Raw genomic sequence first — 22,624 nt, forward strand, 5'->3', positions numbered from 1 at the left:
GCGACTGTGCAGCGCACGAAACCATCTCTGAATTTCCATAGAAGTGTGATCAAAGGATGGCGATACACCACGATATGCTGGAACTGGCGCAAGATATCGGGCTATTATTTGAACGCTGGCAGATACCTCTGCCGCAAAAAAGAGCGATACTGTTTTACATCGCACGAAGCGGCAACACATCAAAACCCGCAGAGTTTATTGAGGCCGTCGCGCAATCTCTGTCAACGGATCGGGAGGCGATCATGACTATCGCACAGCAGCTTGAGAAAATTGGGTTTGAAAAAGGTATCAAGCATGGCATACAGCAAGGAATGCAACGGGGCATGGAGCAGGGTATGAAAACCAGTGCCCGCCAGATTGCTCGCCAACTCCTGTTAAGCGGTATGGAGCCGACTCAGGTTTGTCAGATTACTCAGTTGAGTGCGACAGAACTGGCACAGCTCAGTAATGAACCTAACGAGTAACAACTAAAGACACTCCGCGCTTCCCTACGATTTACTCTCTCCAATTTCATCATCGACGCGTGCTATTAAGGCTGCGTCGATAGAGTGATTTATTCGCTCTGGATCACATTTCCTTTGCATCATTTCGCCTTAATTTGTTATGTTATTACATATCGATTTACATCAACCTTATACGCAAGCCATGATCAACTGGGACAGACATACAGACGCCACGCTTCAGGTAGAGAACCTCAGCCTGTCTATTGGTGGTGAAACCAAAGTCAGCGATATCAGCTTTACGCTGTCCGCAGGTGAACGCGTCTGTTTACTCGGCGCATCGGGTTCAGGTAAATCACTCACCGCCAAAGCGGTAATAGGCACTCCACCCGCAGGTTGCCAGATTAGCGGCAGCATTAAGGTAAATGGTGAAGAGGTGGGTCAGTTGAAAGCACTGGCACGCCAGCATACCAGCCGCGTCTCTGCCGTTTTTCAGGATTCTGCAACAGCCCTTAATCCCCTCATGCCGTTAGGAAAGCAGCTGTCACTGGCGTTGAAAACGCCCTCTTCTGCTGAGCTTTCTGCGCTTCTGGCCGCCATGAAGCTGGACGATATTCCTAATCTGCTGCAACGCTATCCTGCCGAATTGTCCGGCGGTCAGCGTCAACGTATTTGTATTACCCTCGCGCTGCTTGGCAAAACTCGTCTGCTGGTCGCGGACGAACCCACTACTGCGCTTGATGTCATCACCCAGCAGCAGGTATTGCAGGTCTTACAGGAACGTAGTGCGCAGTCGGATGCGCCTGCCCTGTTATTTATTACGCATGATATCGCTGTCGCCGCTCAACTCTGCCAGCGTGGTCTCGTAATGGAAAATGGTCAAATCGTTGAATCCGGCAGTATGCAGCAACTCCTGAATGCACCACAGCATCCCTATACCCGTAGTCTGGTCGCTGCCGCGCGTCGCGCTGACAATTTTTTATCAACCGCTGTTTTATCCAGCAATGTTTTATCCAGTAATGTTCTATCCAGCCATGGGTTGCCCACCGCCGTTGCCGGAGCGCTTGCCGGATGAATCACCACCTGCATGCGGTGTCTTCACCGTTTTTAAGTCTTGAGCACGTCAGCCGCTATCGCCAGACGCCGCGTTTGCCGTGGCAAAAGACCGATCCTGCCAGCGCCATTTTTCACGACCTGTCGCTGGATTTGCAACAGAACGAACGCGTCGGTCTGGTCGGTGCTTCAGGCTGTGGTAAATCCACATTGCTGAAGACCCTGCTCGCGCTTGAAGCGCCTGAGAGTGGCGTGGTGTACTGCGACGGCAACCTGATTAAGCCCGGTTCGGTGCGTTCGCTGCTGTGGTATCGCCGTCGCGTTCAGTATATTCCACAGGATCCGGCAGGCTCGCTCGCCCCACGCCAGCGCGTCGCCGATCTCCTTGCGGAGCCGCTGAAGCGACTCCGTCCCGATGAACGCAGTCGCACTAGTGAAAAGAATTTGCGTGAGGTTATGGATCAAGTTGGGCTAAGCGTTTCGCTTCTGGACAAGGTCGCAGGGCAGCTTTCCGGTGGGCAGGCACAGCGCGTCGCGCTGGCGCGAGCACTGATTGTTCGCCCCGAATTTTTATTGGCAGACGAGCCCGTCAGCGGTCTGGACTTGCCGCTGCGTGAACAGATCAAAGCCCTGCTTCAACAGGTCACGGAACAAAACAAGATGGGATTATTGATGGTATCGCACGACATTTCCATGCTCGCTGGGCTATGCGACAGGATGCTAGTTATGGATAGCGGGCGCATCATTGAAGATCGCCCCACCGCCGAGGTGCTGGCTTCACCAAAACAGGCGCACACCGCCCGTTTATTGCAGGCCGTACCTGGGCTGTCGGCCTCCGGCTATTAGCTCGCTAAAAACGCGTTCCTTACAATAACTGACTGTTTTAATAGTTTATTAAGCCATAACGTAATTTTTCTATACTCTAAATAATTCGAGTTTCAGGAAGGCGGCAAGCGAAGGAATCCCGATGAGCTTACTCAGGTAAGTGATTCGGGTGAGTGAACGCAGCCAACGCACATGCAACTTGAAGTATGACGAGTATATCGCGACTTTTTTATAACGGATGATTCAATGTCAGACCTTACCGCCAACCGCGCCCCACGGCCCTATCCCCCGTTGCTTCTGGGTAGCCAGCTTGTTTTCAACATTGGTTTTTATGCCGTCGTGCCGTTTCTGGCTATTTTCCTGCGCGACGACATGCTGCTTTCCGGCTGGGCTATCGGGCTGGTAATTGGTTTTCGCACCTTTTCTCAACAGGGCATGTTTTTAGTCGGCGGCGCGCTGGCCGATCGCTTCGGCGCACGCGTGATTATCCTGTGCGGCTGCGTCGTCCGTATCAGCGGCTATCTCCTGCTGGCGTTGGGCGACTCGCTATGGCCGATAATCCTCGGTGCCTGCCTGACCGGTGTCGGCGGTGCCCTGTTCTCTCCTGCCATTGAAGCGCTGATGGCACAAGCGGGGACGCAAAGTGAAAAAGAGGGAAAACGCAGCCGATCCGAGTGGTTCGCCCTATTTGCGATTTGCGGCGAGCTGGGTGCGGTACTGGGGCCATTGCTCGGTTCGGTGCTAGCCGGATACGGATTCCAACGCGTGGCACTGGCAGGTGCTGGCGTCTTTGTTATCGCGCTCATCGTCCTGTTTTTCAGCTTGCCGCCAACACAGCGGAATCAAGGAGAATTGCACATCGCTCCATGGTGGGAGACCTTCCGCCAGCGGCGCTTTGTCGCCTTCATCATCGCCTACAGCGCTTACCTGTTCAGCTATAATCAGCTCTATCTGGCGCTACCGGTTGAACTACATCGCTCCGGCAGCAGCGAGAAAGATCTCGGCCCGCTGTTTGTACTGGCGTCCCTGCTGGTGATTGGATTACAGCTCCCATTGGCGCGTTTTGCCCGTCGGGTTGGTGCGGCACGCATGCTGCCATTAGGTTTCGCGCTGCTGTCCGCATCCTTCTTTAGCGTGGCGCTGTTTGCCTCCACCACGCCGCCGGAAGGCTGGCAGCGCCTGCTCCCCGCAATCTCATTAATTACCCTGCTAACGCTGGGACAGATGCTGATCGTCCCTGTCGGGATGGATCTCATCCCACGCTTTGCCAACAACAAAAATCTGGGTGCGCACTATGGCGCGCTAGCGTCAATGGGCGGTATCACCGTGCTGGTCGGTAACTTCATACTCGGCAGCCAGCTCGATCGCGCGCTGACGCCGTCGCCACAGGCCGCGATTCCATGGGTGTTGCTCGCCGCCGTACCGCTGTGTAGCTCACTGGCGATGATGATCATCTGCCGCCCGTTTAAATCCGATTCAACCGTGAATGAATAAGGGCAGACTGATGAATATGCGTAATACCCCGTGGCCTATTTTCGGTCTGCTCTCAGCCACACTGCTGCTTTCAGGTTGCTTTAATGAGCCTGAAGAAAACCACACCTCGCATCATGACGGGCGAATCAAACTGGCGATGCTCCAACCGCCGCGCTCCGGTCTGACGCCGCTGAGCGATGACGCCTTTAAACTGTCGCGCTGGAGTACGGCGGAAACGCTGGTGGTGCTCGATAAACTCGGCGAAGCCCAGCCTGCGCTGGCGACGAAATGGCAGCAGATCGATGATAAGTCCTGGCGTTTTGAACTGCGCCCCGATGTCCATTTTCACGATAACACCACGTTAAACGCCGCCACGGTGGTCAATGCGCTCACGGTGGCCTCTACCGCTTCACCTAAACCTCGAATTCTGGATGGCGTGCAGTTAACGGTCAAAGCCGATGGCGATAACGCTGTCATTGTCTCCACCGCCAACGTAGATCCACTGCTACCGCAGCGTTTATCCAGCCCGCAGTTGGCGATTCTCTCCACCACGGCATACGGCAAGAATGGAATCGTCAACCCGATCAATACCGGGAGCGGCCCTTTCGTTCTGCGCACTGTCACGGGCACCAGCAGTGCAGTATTGGATAGATTCGATGGCTACTGGGGCGAGAAAGCACAGGCCAGCGGTATCGACGTCAGCTTTGTGTCCGACGGCGCAGCGCGTGCTGCTGCCCTGCGTACTGGCACGGCAGATATTGTCGAAGCCATTCCCGTTTCTCAGGCACCGCTGCTGGATCAATCACTGGTGCATGAAGTGCCGATGCCGCGTACCAACACGCTGTATCTGAATACGCGCCATGGTGTGATGCAAGACCCCGCAATGCGTGCTGCCGTACGCGATGCCATCAATCGTCAGCAGTTGGTGGACAACGTGTATGAGAAGCGTGCCGATGTCGCCCAAGGTCTGTTAGGCCCTGCTCTGCCGTGGGCGGCGACGCTGCGCCAGCCTGTCGCAAATCCAGTGAAGGCCGGTACGCCTGCTGGCGCGACCATCACGCTGGCAACCTTCAGCGATCGTGCTGAACTGCCTGAAGTCGCGGTCTATCTGGCACAACAGCTCACCGCCGCCGGATTTACGGTGAAGCAGGTGGTGCGTGAATATGCGCAGATCGAATCTGACGCGCTGGCTGGCAAGTTTGACGCCTTTATTTTATCCCGCGCCACCGTGCTGGATTCCGGCGATCCGGTGGCTTATCTGTATAGCGATTTTGCCTGCGAAGGGTCGTTCAATATCGCCCAACTGTGCCGCCCGGAAATCGATCAGGCGCTGCAAAAAGCGTCCGCCATTCCTGCCGGAGAGGCTCGTCGTCAGGCCATTATGCAAGCAGAGAACCTGATCCTGGCTAGCGATGCTGCAATCCCGATGCTGCATGAGCGAGTGATTCAAGGTGAAAGCGCACAGGTAAAAGACGCACTGCGTGACCCGCGTGAACGCACGTTGATTAACGCCGCCACGCATATTGCTACCGGTACGAAATAACAGGTAACGCACCTGCAACCAGAAAGATGACGAGTTTATGAGCGAATCGCTATATTGCCGCACCTGCGCGACTATCAACCAGACACAACGCCCGCGATACGGCGTGCTGATCCCGCTATTTTCGCGACTGCTGACGCTGGCGGGGATTGTGGTACTGATTGGTATGCTGCCGTGGTTATCCGGTCAGGATCCGGCGCTGGCGCTGCTACGTGCTCGCTCCGGTGAGCAAGAAGCGACCGCAGAAACGCTAAACGCGATTCGCCATTCCCTCGGGCTGGATCAAGGCCCATTGCAGCTGCTATTGAACTGGCTGACTGGCCTGTTGCACGGCGATGCGGGCAATTCCTGGGTTTCAGGCCGACCCGTGCTTCCAGGTATGTTGCAGGCGGCGGGTGTATCGCTCACGCTGATGGCCTCCTCGGCGCTGGTGGCCTTCACGCTGGCTGCCGTGCTGTGTGCTTCAACCTTTCAGCAGGGGTTGCGCGGTCAGGTTCACCGTTCAGGCGGCCTGTTCGCTGCCTTATTTACCGCATTGCCCGAGTTTCTGCTGGCGTCGTTCCTGCTGATCGTCGGTGCCGTCTGGCTACAGTGGTTTCCCCCCTATGGCTGGCTGGGCTTGCACTATGCTGTGCTACCGTCACTGGCTCTGGGGATCCCGGCAGGCGGTTACCTTGGCCGAATTCTCGCCGATGCACTCTCCGCCACCTTTAGCGAGAATTGGTTAACGACCTGGAGCGTCGCGGGGGTGAACCGTCGCCATATCGCACTGGCGGTGCTGAAACGCACGCTACCCAGCGTGATGCCGCTTGTCGGGCTAGTGCTGGTATCACTCACTGGTGGGGCAATTGCCGTCGAAAAAGTGTTCGCCATTCCCGGTCTGGGACGCGCAACGCTGGGCGCTGCTGCGGCGCAGGATCTCCCTGCCTTGCAGGTCGGCGTATTGATTCTCTTACTCATCGCCTCGCTGGCAGGAATGGTGGCAAGCGGCGTACGGCTGCTGATTCTCGGACGCGCGCTGCGCAGCGGGGCAATGCCCGTGCCGGAAGAGCGTGGTCATTCCGTATCTCGTCATGCCATCTGGCTACCGATTATCTGCGTGCTGCTGCTGGTATTTCTGTTGCTGGCAGGCTTGCCGCGCGATCCCTATACCTCCGCTTTTATGCGCCTGCAACCGCCGTCATTCACGCTGCCTTTTGGCGCTGATGCAATGGGGCGCGATTTGCTGGCGCGCGTCGCGCACGGTACGTTAAATACCTGTCTGCTAGCGCTGGCGGTGTCGTTAGCTTGTTTGGCGATTGGCCTGCTAGTTGGATTATTCCCACGCCTGCTCACCGGCCCCATCGAAGTGACTAACGCCCTGCCGCCAGTGATTGCCGGGCTGCTGGTTGCCGCCGTCAACGGCCCAACGGCAACGGGTGCGGCGATTGCCGTGATTGCCGTCAGTTGGGCACCGCTCGCTGCTCACACGGCAGCGCTGGTCGCCGAAACCAATGCACGCCCTTATATTCGGATGCTGCCGATACTCGGCGTAGGACCGATACGACGCAGCCTGTTCTATGTTCTACCCGCGTTGGTTGGCCCACTATTCCGTCACGCCATGCTGCGACTGCCCGGCATCGCACTGGCGCTGGCATCGCTCGGCTTTTTAGGGCTGGGCGCATCACCACCGACGCCAGAATGGGGACGCGTACTGGCGGAAGGTATGCCGTACATCGAACGTGCTTTCTGGGGCGTGCTGGCCCCCGCTGCCGCGCTCGGCGTGCTGTCGATACTGGCCGTAAGCGCGGCAAATCTGTCTGGTCGCCACAAGCACTAGCGCCCTTCTCCTCACGATCGGAGATCCGCCAGATTTCACGATGGCGGGTCTGCGCATCTTCAGTTACGCTGTGAGCTAACTTCTGCCGAAGTACAGAATGTGACAGAAGTTCAGAATATGAACAGTGCAGTGTGTGAATTAAGGAGAGAATATGCATAACAGCGGATCCCACGTCAGTCTTACCGTCACTCAGACTCTGGATAAACTGGAAGCGCTGTATGATGATGCCGTCTCAGCACTGCGCGACGCCATCGGGGACTTCATCAATGATGGTACGCTGCCCGACGCCACTGCGCGTGCAGCAGGGCTATTTTCCTACCCCGCCTTACGCGTTAGCTGGAGCGGCAATTCGACCGGTCATCCTCGCCATCGCGCCTATGGGCGTTTTACCCATCCCGGCAGTTATTCCACCACCGTCACCCGCCCCGCATTCCTGCGTGCTTATCTGGCGGAACAGCTGGCGCTGCTGGAGGGGGATTATGACGTCATCATTGAAGCCAGCCCGTCACAGCAGGAAATTCCGTTCCCCTACGTGCTCGACGGTTCCGATCTGATTCTTGACCGCTCGATGAGCGCTGGCATCGCCAAACACTTCCCAACCACAGAGCTGTCACAGATTGGGGACGAGACGGCGGATGGTCTGTTTCATGCCACCACCACGTCGCCACTGTCGCATTTCGACGCGCTGCGCACTGATTTCTCGCTGGCACGGCTTCGCCACTATACCGGTACGCCGGTGGAACATATTCAGCCGTTCATTCTCTTCACCAACTACACCCGCTATGTCGACGAGTTTGTACGCTGGGCCTGTGCACAGATTGCCGATCCTGATAGCCCCTATGAGGCGCTGTCGTGCGCTGGCGGTATCTATATCACCGCCGACACGCCGAATCCCGAGCAGACGGTTTCCGATCTGGCCTGGAAGAACCACCAGATGCCTGCCTATCATCTGATTCCTCGTCAGGGTAAAGGGATTACGATGGTTAATATCGGCGTCGGGCCCTCCAACGCCAAAACCATCTGCGATCATCTCGCCGTCATGCGCCCGCATGCGTGGTTGATGATTGGCCACTGCGGTGGCCTGCGCGAAAGTCAGTCCATCGGTGATTACGTGCTGGCACACGCTTATCTGCGTGACGACCACGTTCTGGATGCCGTTCTGCCGCCGGATATCCCGATTCCGAGCATTGCAGAAGTGCAACGCGCGCTGTATGACGCCACCAAGATGGTTAGCGGGATGCCTGGGGAAGAGGTTAAGCAGCGCCTACGTACTGGCACCGTTGTGACCACCGATGACCGCAACTGGGAATTGCGCTACGCAGCGTCCGCACTGCGGTTTAACCTCAGTCGTGCCGTCGCGGTGGATATGGAAAGCGCGACGATTGCCGCACAGGGTTATCGCTTCCGCGTGCCTTACGGTACGCTGCTATGCGTCTCGGATAAGCCATTGCACGGTGAAATCAAACTGCCAGGACAGGCGAACCGTTTCTATGAAGGGGCGATTTCGGAGCATTTGCAGATTGGCATCTGCGCCATCGATCTGCTGCGGGCGGAAAGCGACAAGCTGCATTCGCGCAAGCTACGCACCTTTAACGAACCCCCGTTCCGCTAATCGAAGGATATTGCTCAGATAGCCGACCTCATTCGTGCGGTCGGCCGCTCTGGATTGATCAAATTTGTTATGTTATAACAAACCAAATTTCATACTGGATAAACCCGATGAGAAAAGGTCTGTCAGTTCTGTTCCTTTCCCTGGTGGCGGCACAAGCTTCGGCGTTTCAGGCGAAAATAGCCCCGTCCGATGATGCTGGGTTACGTAATATCGATGAGGCCAAACGCACTTTTTCTGGCTTTACGCCGATGGGATTGGAAACGATCCACCCCGGCCAGTGTGATGCGACCGCCATTAATGGCTGCGGTTGCCCATTCTGCACTCAGCTACGGCTCGTTGGTCGCTAAGCACCACACCATAGTTATAGAGCATGTGGGCATCCCTGCCCGCATACCGCTTTTCTCCTGAAACGTGTTTAGCGCTTACCTGCCAGCTCGGTAGGCGCGCCGTCAATTTTAATATCCAGTCCCTGCTTTGAACTGCTCAGATAGAATTCACGAATACGCTGATTCACCGGATCGCTGACGTACACGCTACCGCTGACAATGGCAATCGACGGTGTTGGCGTTTTCGCGCCGTAAGCGCAGTCAAACGCCTCAACTGCATCAAAGCTGGCAACTTGCTTCCAGTTCGGTGCAACGTCATATAAGCGCAGCTTGCCATCTGGCGTCAGGTTGGCGACCCGTTTACCATCGGCAGAGACCTCAAATTTGCACACTGCCTGACCGTCCGGGATGGAAAATGCATCCTGCGCTGTGAGCTTTTTGGCCTGAGGATCGATGCGAATGAGCGCGTTAAATGGCTGCCCACCCAACCCACCATAATTACCAATCGCGTAGGTGCCTTGCAGGCCGGATTTCAGCGTACTGGTGCGGCGATCGTCAGGGTAAGCCAGCTTGTGCGATCCCCATTTCCCGCTCTGTTTTTTTACGATCAACACACCGCCGTCGCTTTTCGCGTCACCGTCCGCCAATTTCGCGTTACAGCCAAAAACATGGACGTGATTCAGTTCGCTGTGACCGTGAAACTCCTTACAAGAGCGCTGCGGATCCTGTTCCTGATTAAAGTCCGCTATTGCTTTCCAGTCTTTGTCTTGCTGATAAACCACGAAACCGTTAGGTCGCGATGTCACCGTCTTATCATCGCCTTTGGCATAGGCCGCTTTGGGTACGGAAATCAGCCACTGATTATTCCCCAATGGAGCGGTGATGCCGTGCTGCGGTGCCGGGCTTTTGCGCTTCTCAACAACAGGATTTGCGCTATCCAGTTCTGACAAACGGATCATAACCGACTCCGGCTGGCTGGGGCCGTCCCACGGACGTAGGCCATCGTATGACCAGGCCACCCAACCGTTCTCCGAGGTAATATGCGAGGGTTTGTCTCCCTTCACTCGCAGCGGCAGAAGACGTGGTTCACCTTTATGTACGTCCAGATGATCGTCGTGCGATTCATAGGTCAGACCGGTATCAAGAAAAGCAATCGTACCCGCGTCGTCGTAAAGGTTGACGATCGTGAAGCGCCCGCCCTCCGTTGGCACCAGCGCCGCATTCGCCCGACCCACGTCAAAGTTGTGTGTCACCTTGAAGGTGTCCAGATCCAACACGCTGAGCGTCGATTTCTGGTGATCGGAAAAGATTAATCGCCCGCGCAATACTTCATGATCGTGCGCCTGAACGCTCGTATTTCCCGCCCCTATCAACAGCGCCAGAGTCGCTGCGATTGTCGTTTTCTGCATCTTTCTCTCCGTGATGTCATTGTGACTTTAAGTTATGTTATAACATAACAATTAAGGATACCAAAATCAGACAGGGAGAGGCATAGCAAAAGCACAATAGATTACTTCCGCGGAGCAATCATTTTCGGATTACGGTTAAAATAGCGCGTAAATGCCAGACTGAAATTAGCAGGATGCCGATAGCCGACTTGCCAGGCCGTCTGTGCCACCTGAAACCCTTGTTCTAATAGCTGATGCGCCCGTTCCATCCGCATCCGCAATAACATTTGACCCGGCGTACTCGCAAAGCAGCGATGAAACCCAAGTTTGAGTCTGGATTCACTCATCCCAGACTGCGCGGCAATACAGGCTAGCGTTAGCGGTTCAGCCAGATGTTCACGCATCCAGTTGCATACTCGCTCCAACTGCTGCCGTTCCTGTGGGTGAATACCGCCACGTTCGCCTTTCGGCTGCAAAAAATGTCGATATTGCGATAACAAACTTAAGGCGTGGAGGTGGCGATTCAGCGGATCGACGTCGCTGCACAGCGCATTGACATGAACCTGGCAGGCCGCAGAGACGGGCGTAAATGCTCGCTGCTGCATCCCATCATCACTAAACAGCTGTTCGACACACTCCGCGCCAAAATAGCGGGTAGCCGCAGCTTTCCCCACCAGTAACCGTAGCTGATCGACGTGCTGCTGAGCCTGATAATGCCGCTCGCCTACGCTGGCACCAAACGTCGTGATAGTCACATGCTGTTGACGAAACCAGACCTGCGAACCATCGCTATCGTAATAGGCCGACTCTCCTGCCAGCGCAAACGTCATAACCAGCATCGGCTGTGAATGTGGGTTGTGTGTTTCTTCCACCAAAGCATGACGCGGGCGGTATTGCGAACGGGCCAACGACAGATCGGCATCAATGCGGCTGAAATCCGACCAACATTCACCGATGCTATCTGGCAAAGTACGACGCGAGCCTGAGATGTCAGCCTCACTCGCACAGCACCGATCGCCTGCTGGCTTTTCACTTCGCCTCTGTCGCTGTTTTTGCATCATTTTCCCTCGCCGTTTCGCATATGAAAAACGCCGTCTCGCATATCAATGAACATAATAACCATTCTCATTTATAGATAGCATATTCCCTATCGACTGACCATCAATGAGAAAAGCCACTTATGAATCCATTAGAGACGTTATGGCAGCTAGCCGCCAGCAGCGTGCAAGCTGACGCGTTACATCTGGCACTAGAACAGCAGATTTTCGACCGACTGGAGGATCTCACCACGCCAGAGCAACTGGCGGAAGCGCTGGGCTGGCAGCCGGAGAAAACCGGATTTCTGCTTGAGATCCTCTGGAGTATGCAGCTTTTGACACGCCATCATGGTGGCTACCGAACCGCATCCGCCAGCGCTGCCGTGCTTTGTCGCAGTAGCCCGCATTTTCTCGGTGACGCCTGGCGTTTTCGTCTCTCCAGCCTGCGCCAGTTTGGTCAGGGACTCAGCGACGGTATGCACCTGCCGTTGCCTACGCAGCTAAGCGAGTTACCCCGCGATGCCGCGTGGGCCAATGCGGCAGAACAGCAAATCGCACAAGAGCAGCGAGCGATAACCGCAGATCTTGCCGATCAACTGCTCTCCGGGCTGCCAGATTTCCCACAAATCAGGCACGTTCTCGATCTGGGCGGTGGTCCCGGCTGGGTGGCGATTACGCTAGCGTTGCGCCATGCTCAGATCTCCGGCACCGTCTATGACCTACCGCAAACCGCCGCCGTAGCACAACGCAATATCGACGACGCTGGGTTATCCGCACGATTGTCAGCACAAAGCGGCGCGTTTCCCAGTGAAGAATACGATCTAATCTGGAGTTCCTCATTCCTGCATTTTGTCGAGGACATTCCCGCCATGTTAACCACACTCTATAACGCACTCACATCGGAAGGGACGCTGGTTCTTGCACAGGCGGAGATCGCCGAAGAGGCCGACGATGCAGCACCAGTTCTGCCATTTTATCTACCGATGCAAATGAGTGGCCGCCACGTCACGCAGGAAGGACAACTGACACAGTGGCTAATGGAAGCCGGTTTTACCTCTGTCGAAACTCGACGTCATCAGGCATTCCCCATGGCACCATTAAATGTACTGATTGCCCGCAAACACAGGTAACCGCATCTATTCAGCAACGTCCGGAGCCGAAAAACTGACAATGCCGTTGCTGCATCATGTTGATGATTATCATATTTCTGCGTACCCAAGGTTGTCAGCCGGATACAAAGCGCCTATAAGTGACATTACAGGGCGTGACTGATTGATAAACTCTAAATAATTCAAGTTTCAGGACGGCGGCAAGAGAAGGACAAATTCGTCGGGAACGAATTTGACCAGCCAACGGCTGGCCTTCGGTGAGAGACAGGAAGTCTCTCATTTCATCCCGATGAGCTTACTCAAGTAAGTGATTCGGGTGACTGACGTAGCCAACACACATGCAACTTGAAGTATAACGAGTTAAGAGGCGAACCTGCCAGGCGTGATGTATACATCACGCCTGGCAGGTTTTTTTGTTTTCATCCCTAAGGAAAAATGCATGAATAAAAAAATCACTGCCAGCCTGATATTACTGATGGCTGCCGCCAGCCAGCAGGCACTGGCAAACGACCCGCAGGTTACGCTAGACAGCGGCCGCATCAGCGGGACGGTGACACAAGGTGTCGACGCCTTTAAAGGCATTCCCTTTGCCTCTCCCCCTATTGGCAAACTACGCTGGGAGCCGCCACAGCCTGTGCAAAGCTGGAGCGATATCCGTCCGGCAACGACATACGGCAAAGATTGTATGCAGAACCCTTTTCCCGGTGATGCCGCCCCGCTTGGCGTCGGGTTCAGTGAAGATTGCCTGAGCATTAACGTATGGCGTCCAGCCAACGCTAAGGGCGCGCTGCCTGTGATGGTGTGGATCTATGGCGGCGGTTTCGTCAACGGCGGCGCCTCGCCTGAGATTTATTCCGGGCAGGAGTTTGCCCGTCAGGGCGTCGTTTTCGTCACCTTCAACTATCGCGTCGGACGCTTTGGCTTTTTTGCACATCCGGCGTTAGCTGACCAGCCGTTGCGTGGCAACTATGGCCTGATGGATCAGATTGCGGCGCTGAAATGGGTACAGAAAAACATCTCCGCCTTTCATGGCGATCCGCAAAACGTCACCCTGTTTGGTGAATCCGCAGGGGGTTTTGCCGTCGGGTCGCTGCTCACCAGTGAGCTATCTCAGGGGTTATTCCAGAAAGCCATTATTCAATCCGGTTCCGGCAGACACAATCTGGCACCGAATCAAAGCTGGCAAAAAGCAGAGCAGGCCGGCCTCGCTTTCGCCAGTGCGAACGGCATTAGCGGTCACGATGCGAAAGCGCTGACGGCGCTGCGGCAGATTCCCGCAGAAAACGTGGTTAACGGGCTGAATATGGCCACCATGAGCACGCCGGACTACTCCGGCCCAATGTTCGATGGCAAGGCGATCGCCGCAGAACCGCAGGATAGCTATCGTCAGGGCCATTTTCAGCACGTGCCGCTAATGATTGGTGCAACGGATGCCGATATCGGCTTCCCACCGAAAGTCGCCACACCAGAAGACGCTGTAGCCGTTTTCCCGGCTGGCGATCGGCAACAAGCCCTTCAGGCTTACCATGGTTTGTCGCCACAGGCGATAGCAACCGCGATTGCCAGCGATCGTTTAATGGTCGAACCGGCGCGATTTGTTGCACGTGTTTGGGATAAAGCTGCGCTGCCCGTTTGGCAATTCCGCTTTGGCTATGTTGCCGATAGCATGCGCGCGCAGTGGCCTGCAGCCGTTCACGCCAGTGAGATTCCGTATGTCTTTAACACGGTGACTGCACGTTATGGCGAGAAAGCTACACCGCAGGATCGCGCGGTCGCACAGCAGATGAACCAGTACTGGGTGAACTTTGCCCGTACCGGTAACCCTAACGCTACCGGCTTGCCAGCATGGAACGCTTATAACAGCCAGAAGGACAACATTCTGTTTATCCCTGCGACAGGTGCGGAGCAGACTCGCGAGATAGCCGATCCGTGGAAGGCACGTCTTGATCTGGTCGAAAAGCTGGCAGAGAGCAACACACCGTAGCGCATGCAAAGAAACGCGATGGTACAGATGCAAAAAGCCAGTCAGCGCATGCTGACTGGCAAAAATGCTTATGCAATCTCTACCAAGATGATTTCTTGTTGTTATGCTCGCCGACTTTTAATGTATCCCTGATATGTTGGCTGCCATAATATTTTAAAAACTCGTCCAATCTGACGCACTCTGAGTAGGTGCACGGGTAGACACAGGGAGCATCGCCACAAGTGAGAGCGCCTGAGTTGCTGGCTTCAACGTAGAGGGTTTATGACCCGAGACTCTAAACACGGAAACCTCTCTGACAAGCTGATCCGCCTGCTCCTTGAGGCTTTGCGCGGCAGCAGCAGACTCTTCCACCAACGCAGCATTCTGCTGCGTGGTCTGATCCATTTGGCTAACAGCGATGCCAACCTGTTCAACCCCAGTCGACTGTTCGGCACTGGCAGAGCTGATTTCTGATACCGTATCGCTCAACTGGCGAATAGACATCACAACTTGCTGCATCGTGTCACCCGCTTTATTAACCAAAACAGAGCCGCGTTCGACGCATTCAACGCTGGCGGTAATCAGATTTTTAATTTCTTTAGCGGCTTCAGCACTCCGCTGTGCCAAATTGCGTACTTCTCCTGCCACAACAGCAAAACCCCGGCCTTGCTCACCCGCTCGCGCCGCCTCAACAGCGGCGTTGAGCGCCAGAATATTCGTCTGAAAGGCAATACTGACGATGACGTTGATGATATCTGCAATGCTATGCGAGCTTTCATTGATCGCTCTCATCGTGCCCACCACCTCATTGACAACATCGCCCCCTTGCTGCGCCACGGTACTTGCATTTTTCGCCAGCACATTCGCCTGAAGTGCGTTATCAGCATTATTTTTTACTGTCATACCTAATTGCGTCATGGTCGAAGAGGTTTCTTCCAGCGCACTCGCCTGCTCTTCAGTCCGTGACGATAAATCAGCATTACCCTGAGCAATTTGCATACTGGCCGTGGCAACACTTTCTGCATTGTTTCTGACGCCAACAACCATCCGTATCAGCGCAGTTTGCATTTCCTGCATGGCCTCCAACAGCAGACCTGTCTCATCACGGTTATTGACGACAATAGAACCGCTCAGATCGCCCTCGCTGATACGTTTCGCAGAAGAAAGCGCAACAGATAACGGTGCCGTGACACTTCGGGTTAATAGCCAGGCCGTAAAGCAGCCTAAAACCGTGGAGAAAATGGATAGCACTAACATCCACAGCAACGCGTCGTGGATATATTCTTTTGTCACCTGCTTAGCATGATCAACGAATGAGACTTGTAATTCAGTCAACTCATTGAGCTTGGTAAAGTAGAGCGACTGGATATTCGCTATATCGCCAAATACCAATTCGGTAGCCAACGCATCTTGCTCTTCCATCGCATAGTCAATCGCTTTATTAATACTCAGGCTATACTGTTTTCTTATATCGACAAGTTGATTAAACAGCTCCCGCGCTTTTGGCGAGGAAATGCTCGCATCGAGGTTTTTATATATTTCACTTGCCGAGTTAGTCGTTTTTACTATGACAGCCCTGAGAGCCTGTTTTTCCTGGTTTCTATCGGCAGGAAGGAGGATAATGTCGCGCAGCGTCCGAACATTAGTATTCAGTATATCCTGAATATCGCGCAACATATCGACCTTCATCATTCTATCTTCAGTGATCTCATCAACTTCGGCACCAATATTCTTCATGAAATAATAGCCAACGGATGACAAAACCAGTGTCAGGATGATTAACAAACCAAATCCAAGAGAAAGCCTTTTCCCAATTTTTATATTTTTAAAAAAATCCATGTTAGCACCAGAATCTTATATTCTTACAATATTTACCCAATTGCGATTGATAGACATATTAGCCACTATTTATCTTATCTAAATAAAATACGACAAACGGTAAAGCGAATCGCTATTGCAACAGGCTCCCTGACCCCTCTAAACTTCTTACTTTCTGATGCACGTAGCAGAATACTGGCATAAGAAATTCATTTAGCCATATATAACTTTCATGTTTCACATTGCCTGGATGTTAACGACACTTACTTACTGAAATTATTTACTTGATAAAGTAATTCAAAACTCCTTTTCCGTCGTTTCATACGTTACATTATTTACATGCATCACTAAAATTGAGTCATGATTAAGAAAAAGCTAAACGTTGACTACCCACTCACTCAACGTGGGCAAGCATTCGTTTAATTGATGTCAGCACGTTTATAAACATCATGTTGAGATGAGCGCCTCTACAGTCTATAACTTTACACTATCATAAATCGAAGATCGATCGGAAATAACGATCATTAAACCGTTCAATTCCCTTTATTCGATCGTTTTTTTCTATCAGAAAAAAAGCCCGATCTTTGTTCATTAAATCGAATTTATAAATTAGAAAGCTAATAGTTAAAACCGAGTCACAATAGCGCCCATATCATGACGTTGTGAGACTCTATATATAGCGTAACGCTGCGGAATTAATTAGATTTTAAACATGAAGGCTGAGGACGTAATGCCCATCAACATAAGAAAAAAGCCAGTCAGTGGGAGCTGACTGGCTTTCGAACTGAAGCTAATCGGGTGCTGCGTGTTTCCGTCTCGTTTTTCACTCTACTGCATATTCCTTCATTTTATTTTCGTCAGGCATCGTGCCATTAAGCTTTTTTAGCACGTCCTTCGCTTCCGTCAATACTCGGGCACATTGCTCGCGCGTGATGGTAAGCGGTGGCTCAATCCTGACCGATTTGGCATTGTTCAGAGTACCCGCGACCAGAACATTACGCTGAAACAGCTCTTTCGCGAAAGCATACCCGATCTCGTTTTTCCTGAACTCGATAGCCTGCAACAGCCCCATTCCTCGTACTTCGATAATCAGTTGAGGATACTCGGCTGCCAGTTGCTGTAAGCCCTGTAACAAAAACGCCCCTTGGATTGCCGCCTGTTCTGGCAGATTTTTCGTCAGCAGTTCATTGACGGTCGCCAGCGCCGCCGCACAGGCCAGCGGGTTGCCGCCGAACGTCGTGGTGTGCAGGAACGGGTTTTCAAACAGCACGGAGAATACGGCTTCCGTCGCCACCGTTGCGCCAATCGGCATCACACCGCCGCCCAACGCCTTCGCCAGACACAGAATGTCGGGCTGCACGCCATAATGTTCACAGGCGAACATCTTGCCCGTACGCCCCATGCCAGTTTGTACCTCATCCAGAATCAGCAATGCTCCAACCTCATCGCATAATGCTCTGACAGCAGGCAAGTAATTTTCCGGTGGCACAATCACGCCGCCTTCCCCCTGAATGGGTTCAAGGATGATGGCAGCAACGTCATCGCCGGTCTTCTGGCATTGCTGAACCTGCTTGCGCATGGCGCTGATATCGCCAAAAGCAACATGATGGAAGCCGGGTAACAGCGGCATAAACGGACGACGAAACGCGGGTTTGGCGGTGGCGGAAAGCGCGCCTAGCGATTTCCCATGAAACGCCCCTGTCGCGGCGATAAAGGTGTATTTACCGCGCGGTGATTGGTAAGCCTTCGCCAACTTCAGGGCAGCTTCAACCGATTCCGTTCCACTATTGCTAAAGAAGCTGTATTTCAAATTACCCGGCGTCAGTGCCGCCAGCGTTTTTGCCAACAGCCCCCGTAAAGGGTCAAGCAGTTCCTGACTATGCAACGGTTGTTTGGCAAGCTGGCTCTCAACGGCGGCAATGACGTTAGGGTTACGATGCCCTACGTTAAAAATGCCGTAACCGCCCAGACAGTCCAGATATTCATTCCCTTGGGTATCAATCAGCGTATTCGGGCCGCTGGCGCGCCATTCGACTGCGCCGTAATCGCCGCCGGTAGTGACAGATTTTCTGTACTCCAGAAAACCCGGGTTGACGTATTCACGAAAACAACTCAAAACTTCTCGATTCAGTGCCGCCATGTCATCGTGGGATAGCGTGTCACTATGAATCCAATGCAGTGCCTGCTGAGTACACTCTAGCGGGTTAAGGTGGGCGTTTGATCTGGACAAAATGCGCTCCTTGAAAACGGACATCACGCGATGCCAATTTAATTAATGCACATAACACGCCAGTCGCCTGCCCCAAATCAAAATAAAATACAAAAACGCGATCTAAAGCAAAATTCCAGCAGATGATTTGAACTAAATGCGGATATTTGAAATTAATAACCGAATGACAGAGTGAATGTTAGTATGAAGGGAATTACCGTATCTTGCGCTGCCCTGCTTTTGCTCAGCGCGCCCTCTTTTGGGGCGCGCCAAGGTTGGACAAACGCGCTATCTCATTACTCGACTTATCTTTCAGGACAAACAGGATTCCTGCGGCAGAGTGAATAACCTCAGTGCCGGATCATGATATGACGCACGATGGTGTAATCCTCTAGTCCGTACATCGACATATCCTTGCCGTAGCCGGACAGCTTCTGTCCGCCGTGTGGCATTTCGCTGACTAACATGAAGTGGGTATTCACCCAGGTACAGCCATATTGAAGGCACGCGGCCAAGCGGTGTGCTCGCCCGATATCGCGCGTCCAAACCGACGACGCCAGCCCGTAATTCGAGGCATTCGCCCAGCCAATCACCTGTGCTTCATCGTCGAATGGCGTGATGGATATTACCGGGCCGAACACCTCTTTCTGGACGATTTCATCGTCCTGTTTCGCCCCCGCCAGCACCGTAGGCTGGAAGTAGAATCCCTGCCCTTTTACCCGCTCACCACCGGTCACCACCGTGATATGCGGCAGCGCTTTGGCGCGTTCGACAAAACCAATTACTCGTTTAAGCTGCGGTTCGGTAATCAGCGGCCCCAGCTCGGTCGTTTCATCTCGCGGATCGCCAATTTTCAGCGTCGCCACCGCTTTTCCTAATGCCTCCACGACTTCATCGTAGACGGCACGCTGCACATACAGCCGACAGGCAGCGGTACAATCTTGCCCCGCGTTGTAGAAACCGAAGCTGCGAATCCCATCAACCACCTGATCGATATCAACATCGTCGAACACAATCACTGGCGCTTTGCCGCCCAGCTCCATATGCGTCCGTTTTACGCTCGCGGCGGTATGCGCAAGGATATGCGCACCAGTCGCAATAGAACCGGTCAGCGACACCATATTCACTTTCTCATGTCCTGTCAGCGCATCACCAATGTCTGCACCGCGCCCGAACACGATATTGACCACGCCAGCGGGGAGTATCTCCGCCAGCAGGTGCGCCAAATAGAATGTCGTTAACGGGGTTTGCTCCGCCGGTTTCAGCACCACGCAGTTTCCTGCTGCCAACGCAGGTGCCAACTTCCACGACGCCATCATCAGCGGATAATTCCACGGCGCGATGGACGCCACCACGCCAACCGGATCGCGCCGAATCATGGAGGTGTGCCCTTCCAGATATTCTCCCGCCGCCGAACCACTCAGGCAGCGCGCCGCCCCGGCAAAAAAGCGAAAGACATCCGCCACCGCAGGCACTTCATCATTCAGCGCCGCATGGTAAGGCTTACCGCAGTTCAGTGATTCCAGCTCGGCGAACGCCTCGGCGTTTTCCTCGATGGCATCGGCAATTTTTAATAGCAGCGTCGCGCGTGTTTTCGGCGTGGTTTGTCCCCAATGTGCAAAAGCGGACTCCGCAGCCAGAACGGCTGCATCAACCTGGTGCAAATCAGCCTGCGCAATCGCGGCAATTTGCTCTCCTGTTGCGGGGTTGAATACCGGCAATGCCTCGCCTTTTCCCGCGACCAGCTTGCCTTCTATCAGTAATTTGTCATGCATACATTTTCCTTACAGAGAGAAAACGATCGTGTTTTTCATCACTATCTGCAAAATGTCTGTGCAAAAAACCTGCCACTTTATGTTTGACAGTCAATGAGTTCTGCCACAAGCAGCCTCAGTTCAGGGCGTATTACCCGACGTTTTCTTCGTCTCCGTCGCGGCCTGTCTGGCTTCCTCCGCCAGCGCGTCGATCTCTTCTTTTGTCAGTTGCTCTGATGCTTCATGCACCTTTGCCAGCCCTTCGCTGACCGTCACCTCTTTGGGATCGTCCTTCGTCGTCATCGTCATTCCTCTCAATCAAATAATGCGTCAACAAAGATAAGTGTAGTCGACGGCAAAAATCCGCCAATCTGAAGAAGATTTAACTCTGCTTTCCCGTTCGTCATATGTGATAATAATTATCAATTACATCATATTTATACCCTAAATTTGCCGCAAGGCGGCAGGAAGGTCACCTGACGGGACGTTGGCATGTCAGAGTCTGAACTCAGAATGCTGTTCAACCACTATGCCGAGCGGTTAGAACGCTATCTCAATCATAAACTGCGCGACCCTCAGGCAGCGGCAGACCTGGTGCAAGAGAGTTTTTTACGGTTGGCGCAACGGCTGGAACAGCAGGATGATGTAGACGATAAGAAAGCGTATCTCTATAAGACAGCAAATAATCTGCTGCTCGACCATATCCGCCACCAGCAACGCTGGCAGATGGCGACGTCGGTTGACGACGTGGATGCGACGCTAGACTATCTGCCGGATATCGCTCCTCAGCTCGATCAAGCGGCGATCGCCCAACAAGAGCTGGAGCGTCTGGCAAACGTACTGGCGACATTGCCTGAACGTACGCAGCAGATATTTCATCTGCACCGGTTTGAACACATGACGCAGGCGCAAATTGCTCAACAGTTGACTATTTCCCTCAGCACCGTTGAGAAGCATCTTGCCATGGCCCTGCACGCCATGATGACGATCCGCGCCTCGTGAAGAAAATCGCCCAGCATGAAATAATCACAAATTATTTACGGGTTTATTGCCGTCAGACGTCTACTTATTTAGAGACCCTACATACTCCAGGCCTACAACATGAACGATTATCCCCCTGAAATCCATCAGCAGGCAGCACGATGGGCCATACGTTTGGCCGAAGCGCCGCTGGACGATGAACAGGAACTGACATTCCAGCGCTGGCTGGCACAGGATCCTCGCCATCGCCATGCAGTGGAACAGGCTGGGATGCTCTGGCATGGACTCGGGTCGCTCAGCGCCGAGCAAAAACAAGCTCTACAAAGTCAGGGCCTGCAACCACAGCCGTTAGCAATAGTGCCTGTCAGACGCGTCAATCGCGCGACGCAGTGGAAAATCGCGGCCCTATTGCTACTGGGTTTCAGTTTCGGCACGGCATGGATATCCGACGGCATCATGATGTTGCGCTCCGATTATCGTGCAGATCATCAGGTCAAACACGTCACGCTACCGGACGGCAGTGAGGTCGACATGGACGCAGGCAGCGCCATTGCTCTCGCCTACACGCCACAAGAACGGCGAGTTACGCTGCTGCAAGGTTCGGCATGGTTCACTGTCGCACCGACGAATGCACAGGAAAAACGCCCTTTTCTTGTTGATGCCGCGTCCGGCACCACACAGGCGTTGGGCACGCAGTTTATGGTGCAAAATTCATCACAGACAACGACCGTCGGCGTGATAGAACACAGCGTTCAGGTAACGGCAAACGGCCAAGCGCTGCGGCTTGATGAACAACAGGCGGCACGCTATACCGAACAAGGGATGACTCGCCTCCCCGGTTGGAATAGTCGCGAACGCGGCGACTGGCGGCGCGGTCTACTGATATTCGATCAACAGCCACTGGCTATCGTGATCGCCCGTATCAATCAGTATCGATCCGGCACCATCATCATCTCCAGCTCAGCGCTGCGCCAGCGTCAGGTTAGCGGAATGTTTTCGCTGAACGAGCTGGATAGCGCGTTGCAAACCATGACCACCGAACTGGGTGCCAAAACGGTTTCACTCCCCGGCGTCACGATTCTGTACTGATCCCTTCTCCTACCGGTATTCCCCACTCCTGCCATGCCGTTCGGGAGTGGTAATCACGCGAAAACTCCCTTTACGTTCACAAAGCCGCAACTCAGTAGAGAAAAAAATTTAAATATTTTTTTACGGGTTCTGTCATCTCAGCCGTCTTCATATTTAGGTAATGATTTTTATTATCATTTTCATTAAGA

The 22,624-nt window shown here is 53.7% G+C and carries 17 protein-coding genes and 1 pseudogene; 12 read left to right on the forward strand and 6 right to left on the reverse strand.

The window, feature by feature from the left end; all coding sequences use genetic code 11:
• Positions 1 to 71 precede the first annotated feature (71 nt).
• The 8 genes and pseudogenes from DUT67_RS14200 to DUT67_RS14235 form a co-directional block, all read left to right on the forward strand.
• Positions 72 to 464, forward strand: a pseudogene (locus DUT67_RS14200) (transposase); the annotation flags it as partial.
• Positions 465 to 645: 181 nt separating this feature from the next.
• Positions 646 to 1,515, forward strand: a complete 870-nt coding sequence (locus DUT67_RS14205) for an ABC transporter ATP-binding protein (RefSeq protein ID WP_113625910.1) — start codon at positions 646 to 648, stop codon at positions 1,513 to 1,515.
• On the forward strand, positions 1,512 to 2,339 hold the full coding sequence (locus DUT67_RS14210; protein WP_113625616.1) for an ABC transporter ATP-binding protein: 828 nt from the start codon (positions 1,512 to 1,514) through the stop codon (positions 2,337 to 2,339). The genes DUT67_RS14205 and DUT67_RS14210 overlap by 4 nt, the downstream gene beginning before the upstream one ends.
• 225 nt (positions 2,340 to 2,564) lie before the next feature.
• Complete coding sequence (locus tag DUT67_RS14215; RefSeq protein WP_113625615.1) at positions 2,565 to 3,812, forward strand: MFS transporter; 1,248 nt, start codon at positions 2,565 to 2,567, stop codon at positions 3,810 to 3,812.
• Between the two features lie 10 nt (positions 3,813 to 3,822).
• Entirely contained in the window at positions 3,823 to 5,334 is a 1,512-nt protein-coding gene (locus tag DUT67_RS14220) for an ABC transporter substrate-binding protein (RefSeq protein ID WP_113625614.1), read from the forward strand.
• A 37-nt stretch (positions 5,335 to 5,371) separates the two neighbouring features.
• Positions 5,372 to 7,150, forward strand: a complete 1,779-nt coding sequence (locus DUT67_RS14225; RefSeq protein WP_113625613.1) for an ABC transporter permease subunit — start codon at positions 5,372 to 5,374, stop codon at positions 7,148 to 7,150.
• 151 nt (positions 7,151 to 7,301) lie between these two features.
• Positions 7,302 to 8,762 (forward strand): AMP nucleosidase, encoded by a 1,461-nt coding sequence (locus DUT67_RS14230; RefSeq protein ID WP_048261078.1) that lies wholly within the window; start codon positions 7,302 to 7,304, stop codon positions 8,760 to 8,762.
• A gap of 107 nt (positions 8,763 to 8,869) precedes the next feature.
• Entirely contained in the window at positions 8,870 to 9,109 is a 240-nt protein-coding gene (locus DUT67_RS14235) for a hypothetical protein (protein WP_113625612.1), read from the forward strand.
• A gap of 68 nt (positions 9,110 to 9,177) precedes the next feature.
• On the opposite strand, the gene DUT67_RS14240 is transcribed toward DUT67_RS14235, so the two are convergent.
• Both DUT67_RS14240 and DUT67_RS14245 read right to left on the reverse strand, forming a co-directional pair.
• Positions 9,178 to 10,497, reverse strand: a complete 1,320-nt coding sequence (locus DUT67_RS14240; protein WP_113625611.1) for a hypothetical protein — start codon at positions 10,495 to 10,497, stop codon at positions 9,178 to 9,180.
• Positions 10,498 to 10,598: 101 nt separating this feature from the next.
• Positions 10,599 to 11,537 (reverse strand): AraC family transcriptional regulator, encoded by a 939-nt coding sequence (locus DUT67_RS14245; RefSeq protein ID WP_223254575.1) that lies wholly within the window; start codon positions 11,535 to 11,537, stop codon positions 10,599 to 10,601.
• 119 nt (positions 11,538 to 11,656) lie between these two features.
• On the opposite strand from DUT67_RS14245, the gene DUT67_RS14250 reads away from it, so the two are divergent.
• Together DUT67_RS14250 and DUT67_RS14255 are read left to right on the forward strand one after the other, a co-directional pair.
• Complete coding sequence (locus tag DUT67_RS14250) at positions 11,657 to 12,643, forward strand: methyltransferase domain-containing protein (RefSeq protein WP_113625609.1); 987 nt, start codon at positions 11,657 to 11,659, stop codon at positions 12,641 to 12,643.
• A gap of 418 nt (positions 12,644 to 13,061) precedes the next feature.
• Positions 13,062 to 14,606 carry a carboxylesterase/lipase family protein gene (locus DUT67_RS14255; RefSeq protein WP_113631764.1) on the forward strand — a complete coding sequence of 515 codons (1,545 nt, stop codon included), beginning with the start codon at positions 13,062 to 13,064 and terminating at the stop codon, positions 14,604 to 14,606.
• Between the two features lie 153 nt (positions 14,607 to 14,759).
• Here DUT67_RS14255 and DUT67_RS14260 read toward each other — a convergent pair whose 3' ends face one another.
• The 4 genes from DUT67_RS14260 to DUT67_RS14275 form a co-directional block, all read right to left on the reverse strand.
• Positions 14,760 to 16,424, reverse strand: a complete 1,665-nt coding sequence (locus DUT67_RS14260) for a methyl-accepting chemotaxis protein (protein WP_113631765.1) — start codon at positions 16,422 to 16,424, stop codon at positions 14,760 to 14,762.
• An 802-nt stretch (positions 16,425 to 17,226) separates the two neighbouring features.
• Positions 17,227 to 18,633: a putrescine aminotransferase gene (ygjG, locus tag DUT67_RS14265; RefSeq protein WP_223254576.1), complete on the reverse strand. Its 1,407-nt coding sequence runs from the start codon at positions 18,631 to 18,633 to the stop codon at positions 17,227 to 17,229.
• A gap of 329 nt (positions 18,634 to 18,962) precedes the next feature.
• Positions 18,963 to 20,387, reverse strand: a complete 1,425-nt coding sequence (patD, locus tag DUT67_RS14270) for an aminobutyraldehyde dehydrogenase (protein WP_113631767.1) — start codon at positions 20,385 to 20,387, stop codon at positions 18,963 to 18,965.
• 120 nt (positions 20,388 to 20,507) lie between these two features.
• Positions 20,508 to 20,669 carry a hypothetical protein gene (locus DUT67_RS14275; protein WP_167389293.1) on the reverse strand — a complete coding sequence of 54 codons (162 nt, stop codon included), beginning with the start codon at positions 20,667 to 20,669 and terminating at the stop codon, positions 20,508 to 20,510.
• A gap of 189 nt (positions 20,670 to 20,858) precedes the next feature.
• Between DUT67_RS14275 and DUT67_RS14280 the strand changes: the two genes are divergently transcribed.
• Positions 20,859 to 21,368: an RNA polymerase sigma factor gene (locus tag DUT67_RS14280; RefSeq protein WP_113631768.1), complete on the forward strand. Its 510-nt coding sequence runs from the start codon at positions 20,859 to 20,861 to the stop codon at positions 21,366 to 21,368.
• Between the two features lie 99 nt (positions 21,369 to 21,467).
• A complete protein-coding gene (locus tag DUT67_RS14285) occupies positions 21,468 to 22,436 on the forward strand; it encodes a FecR domain-containing protein (protein WP_113631769.1) in 969 nt (322 codons plus the stop codon).
• Positions 22,437 to 22,624: the final 188 nt, after the last annotated feature.

It is taken from the genome of Pectobacterium peruviense (assembly GCF_003312355.2).
In the GTDB taxonomy this organism is placed as follows: Bacteria; Pseudomonadota; Gammaproteobacteria; order Enterobacterales; family Enterobacteriaceae; genus Pectobacterium; species Pectobacterium peruviense.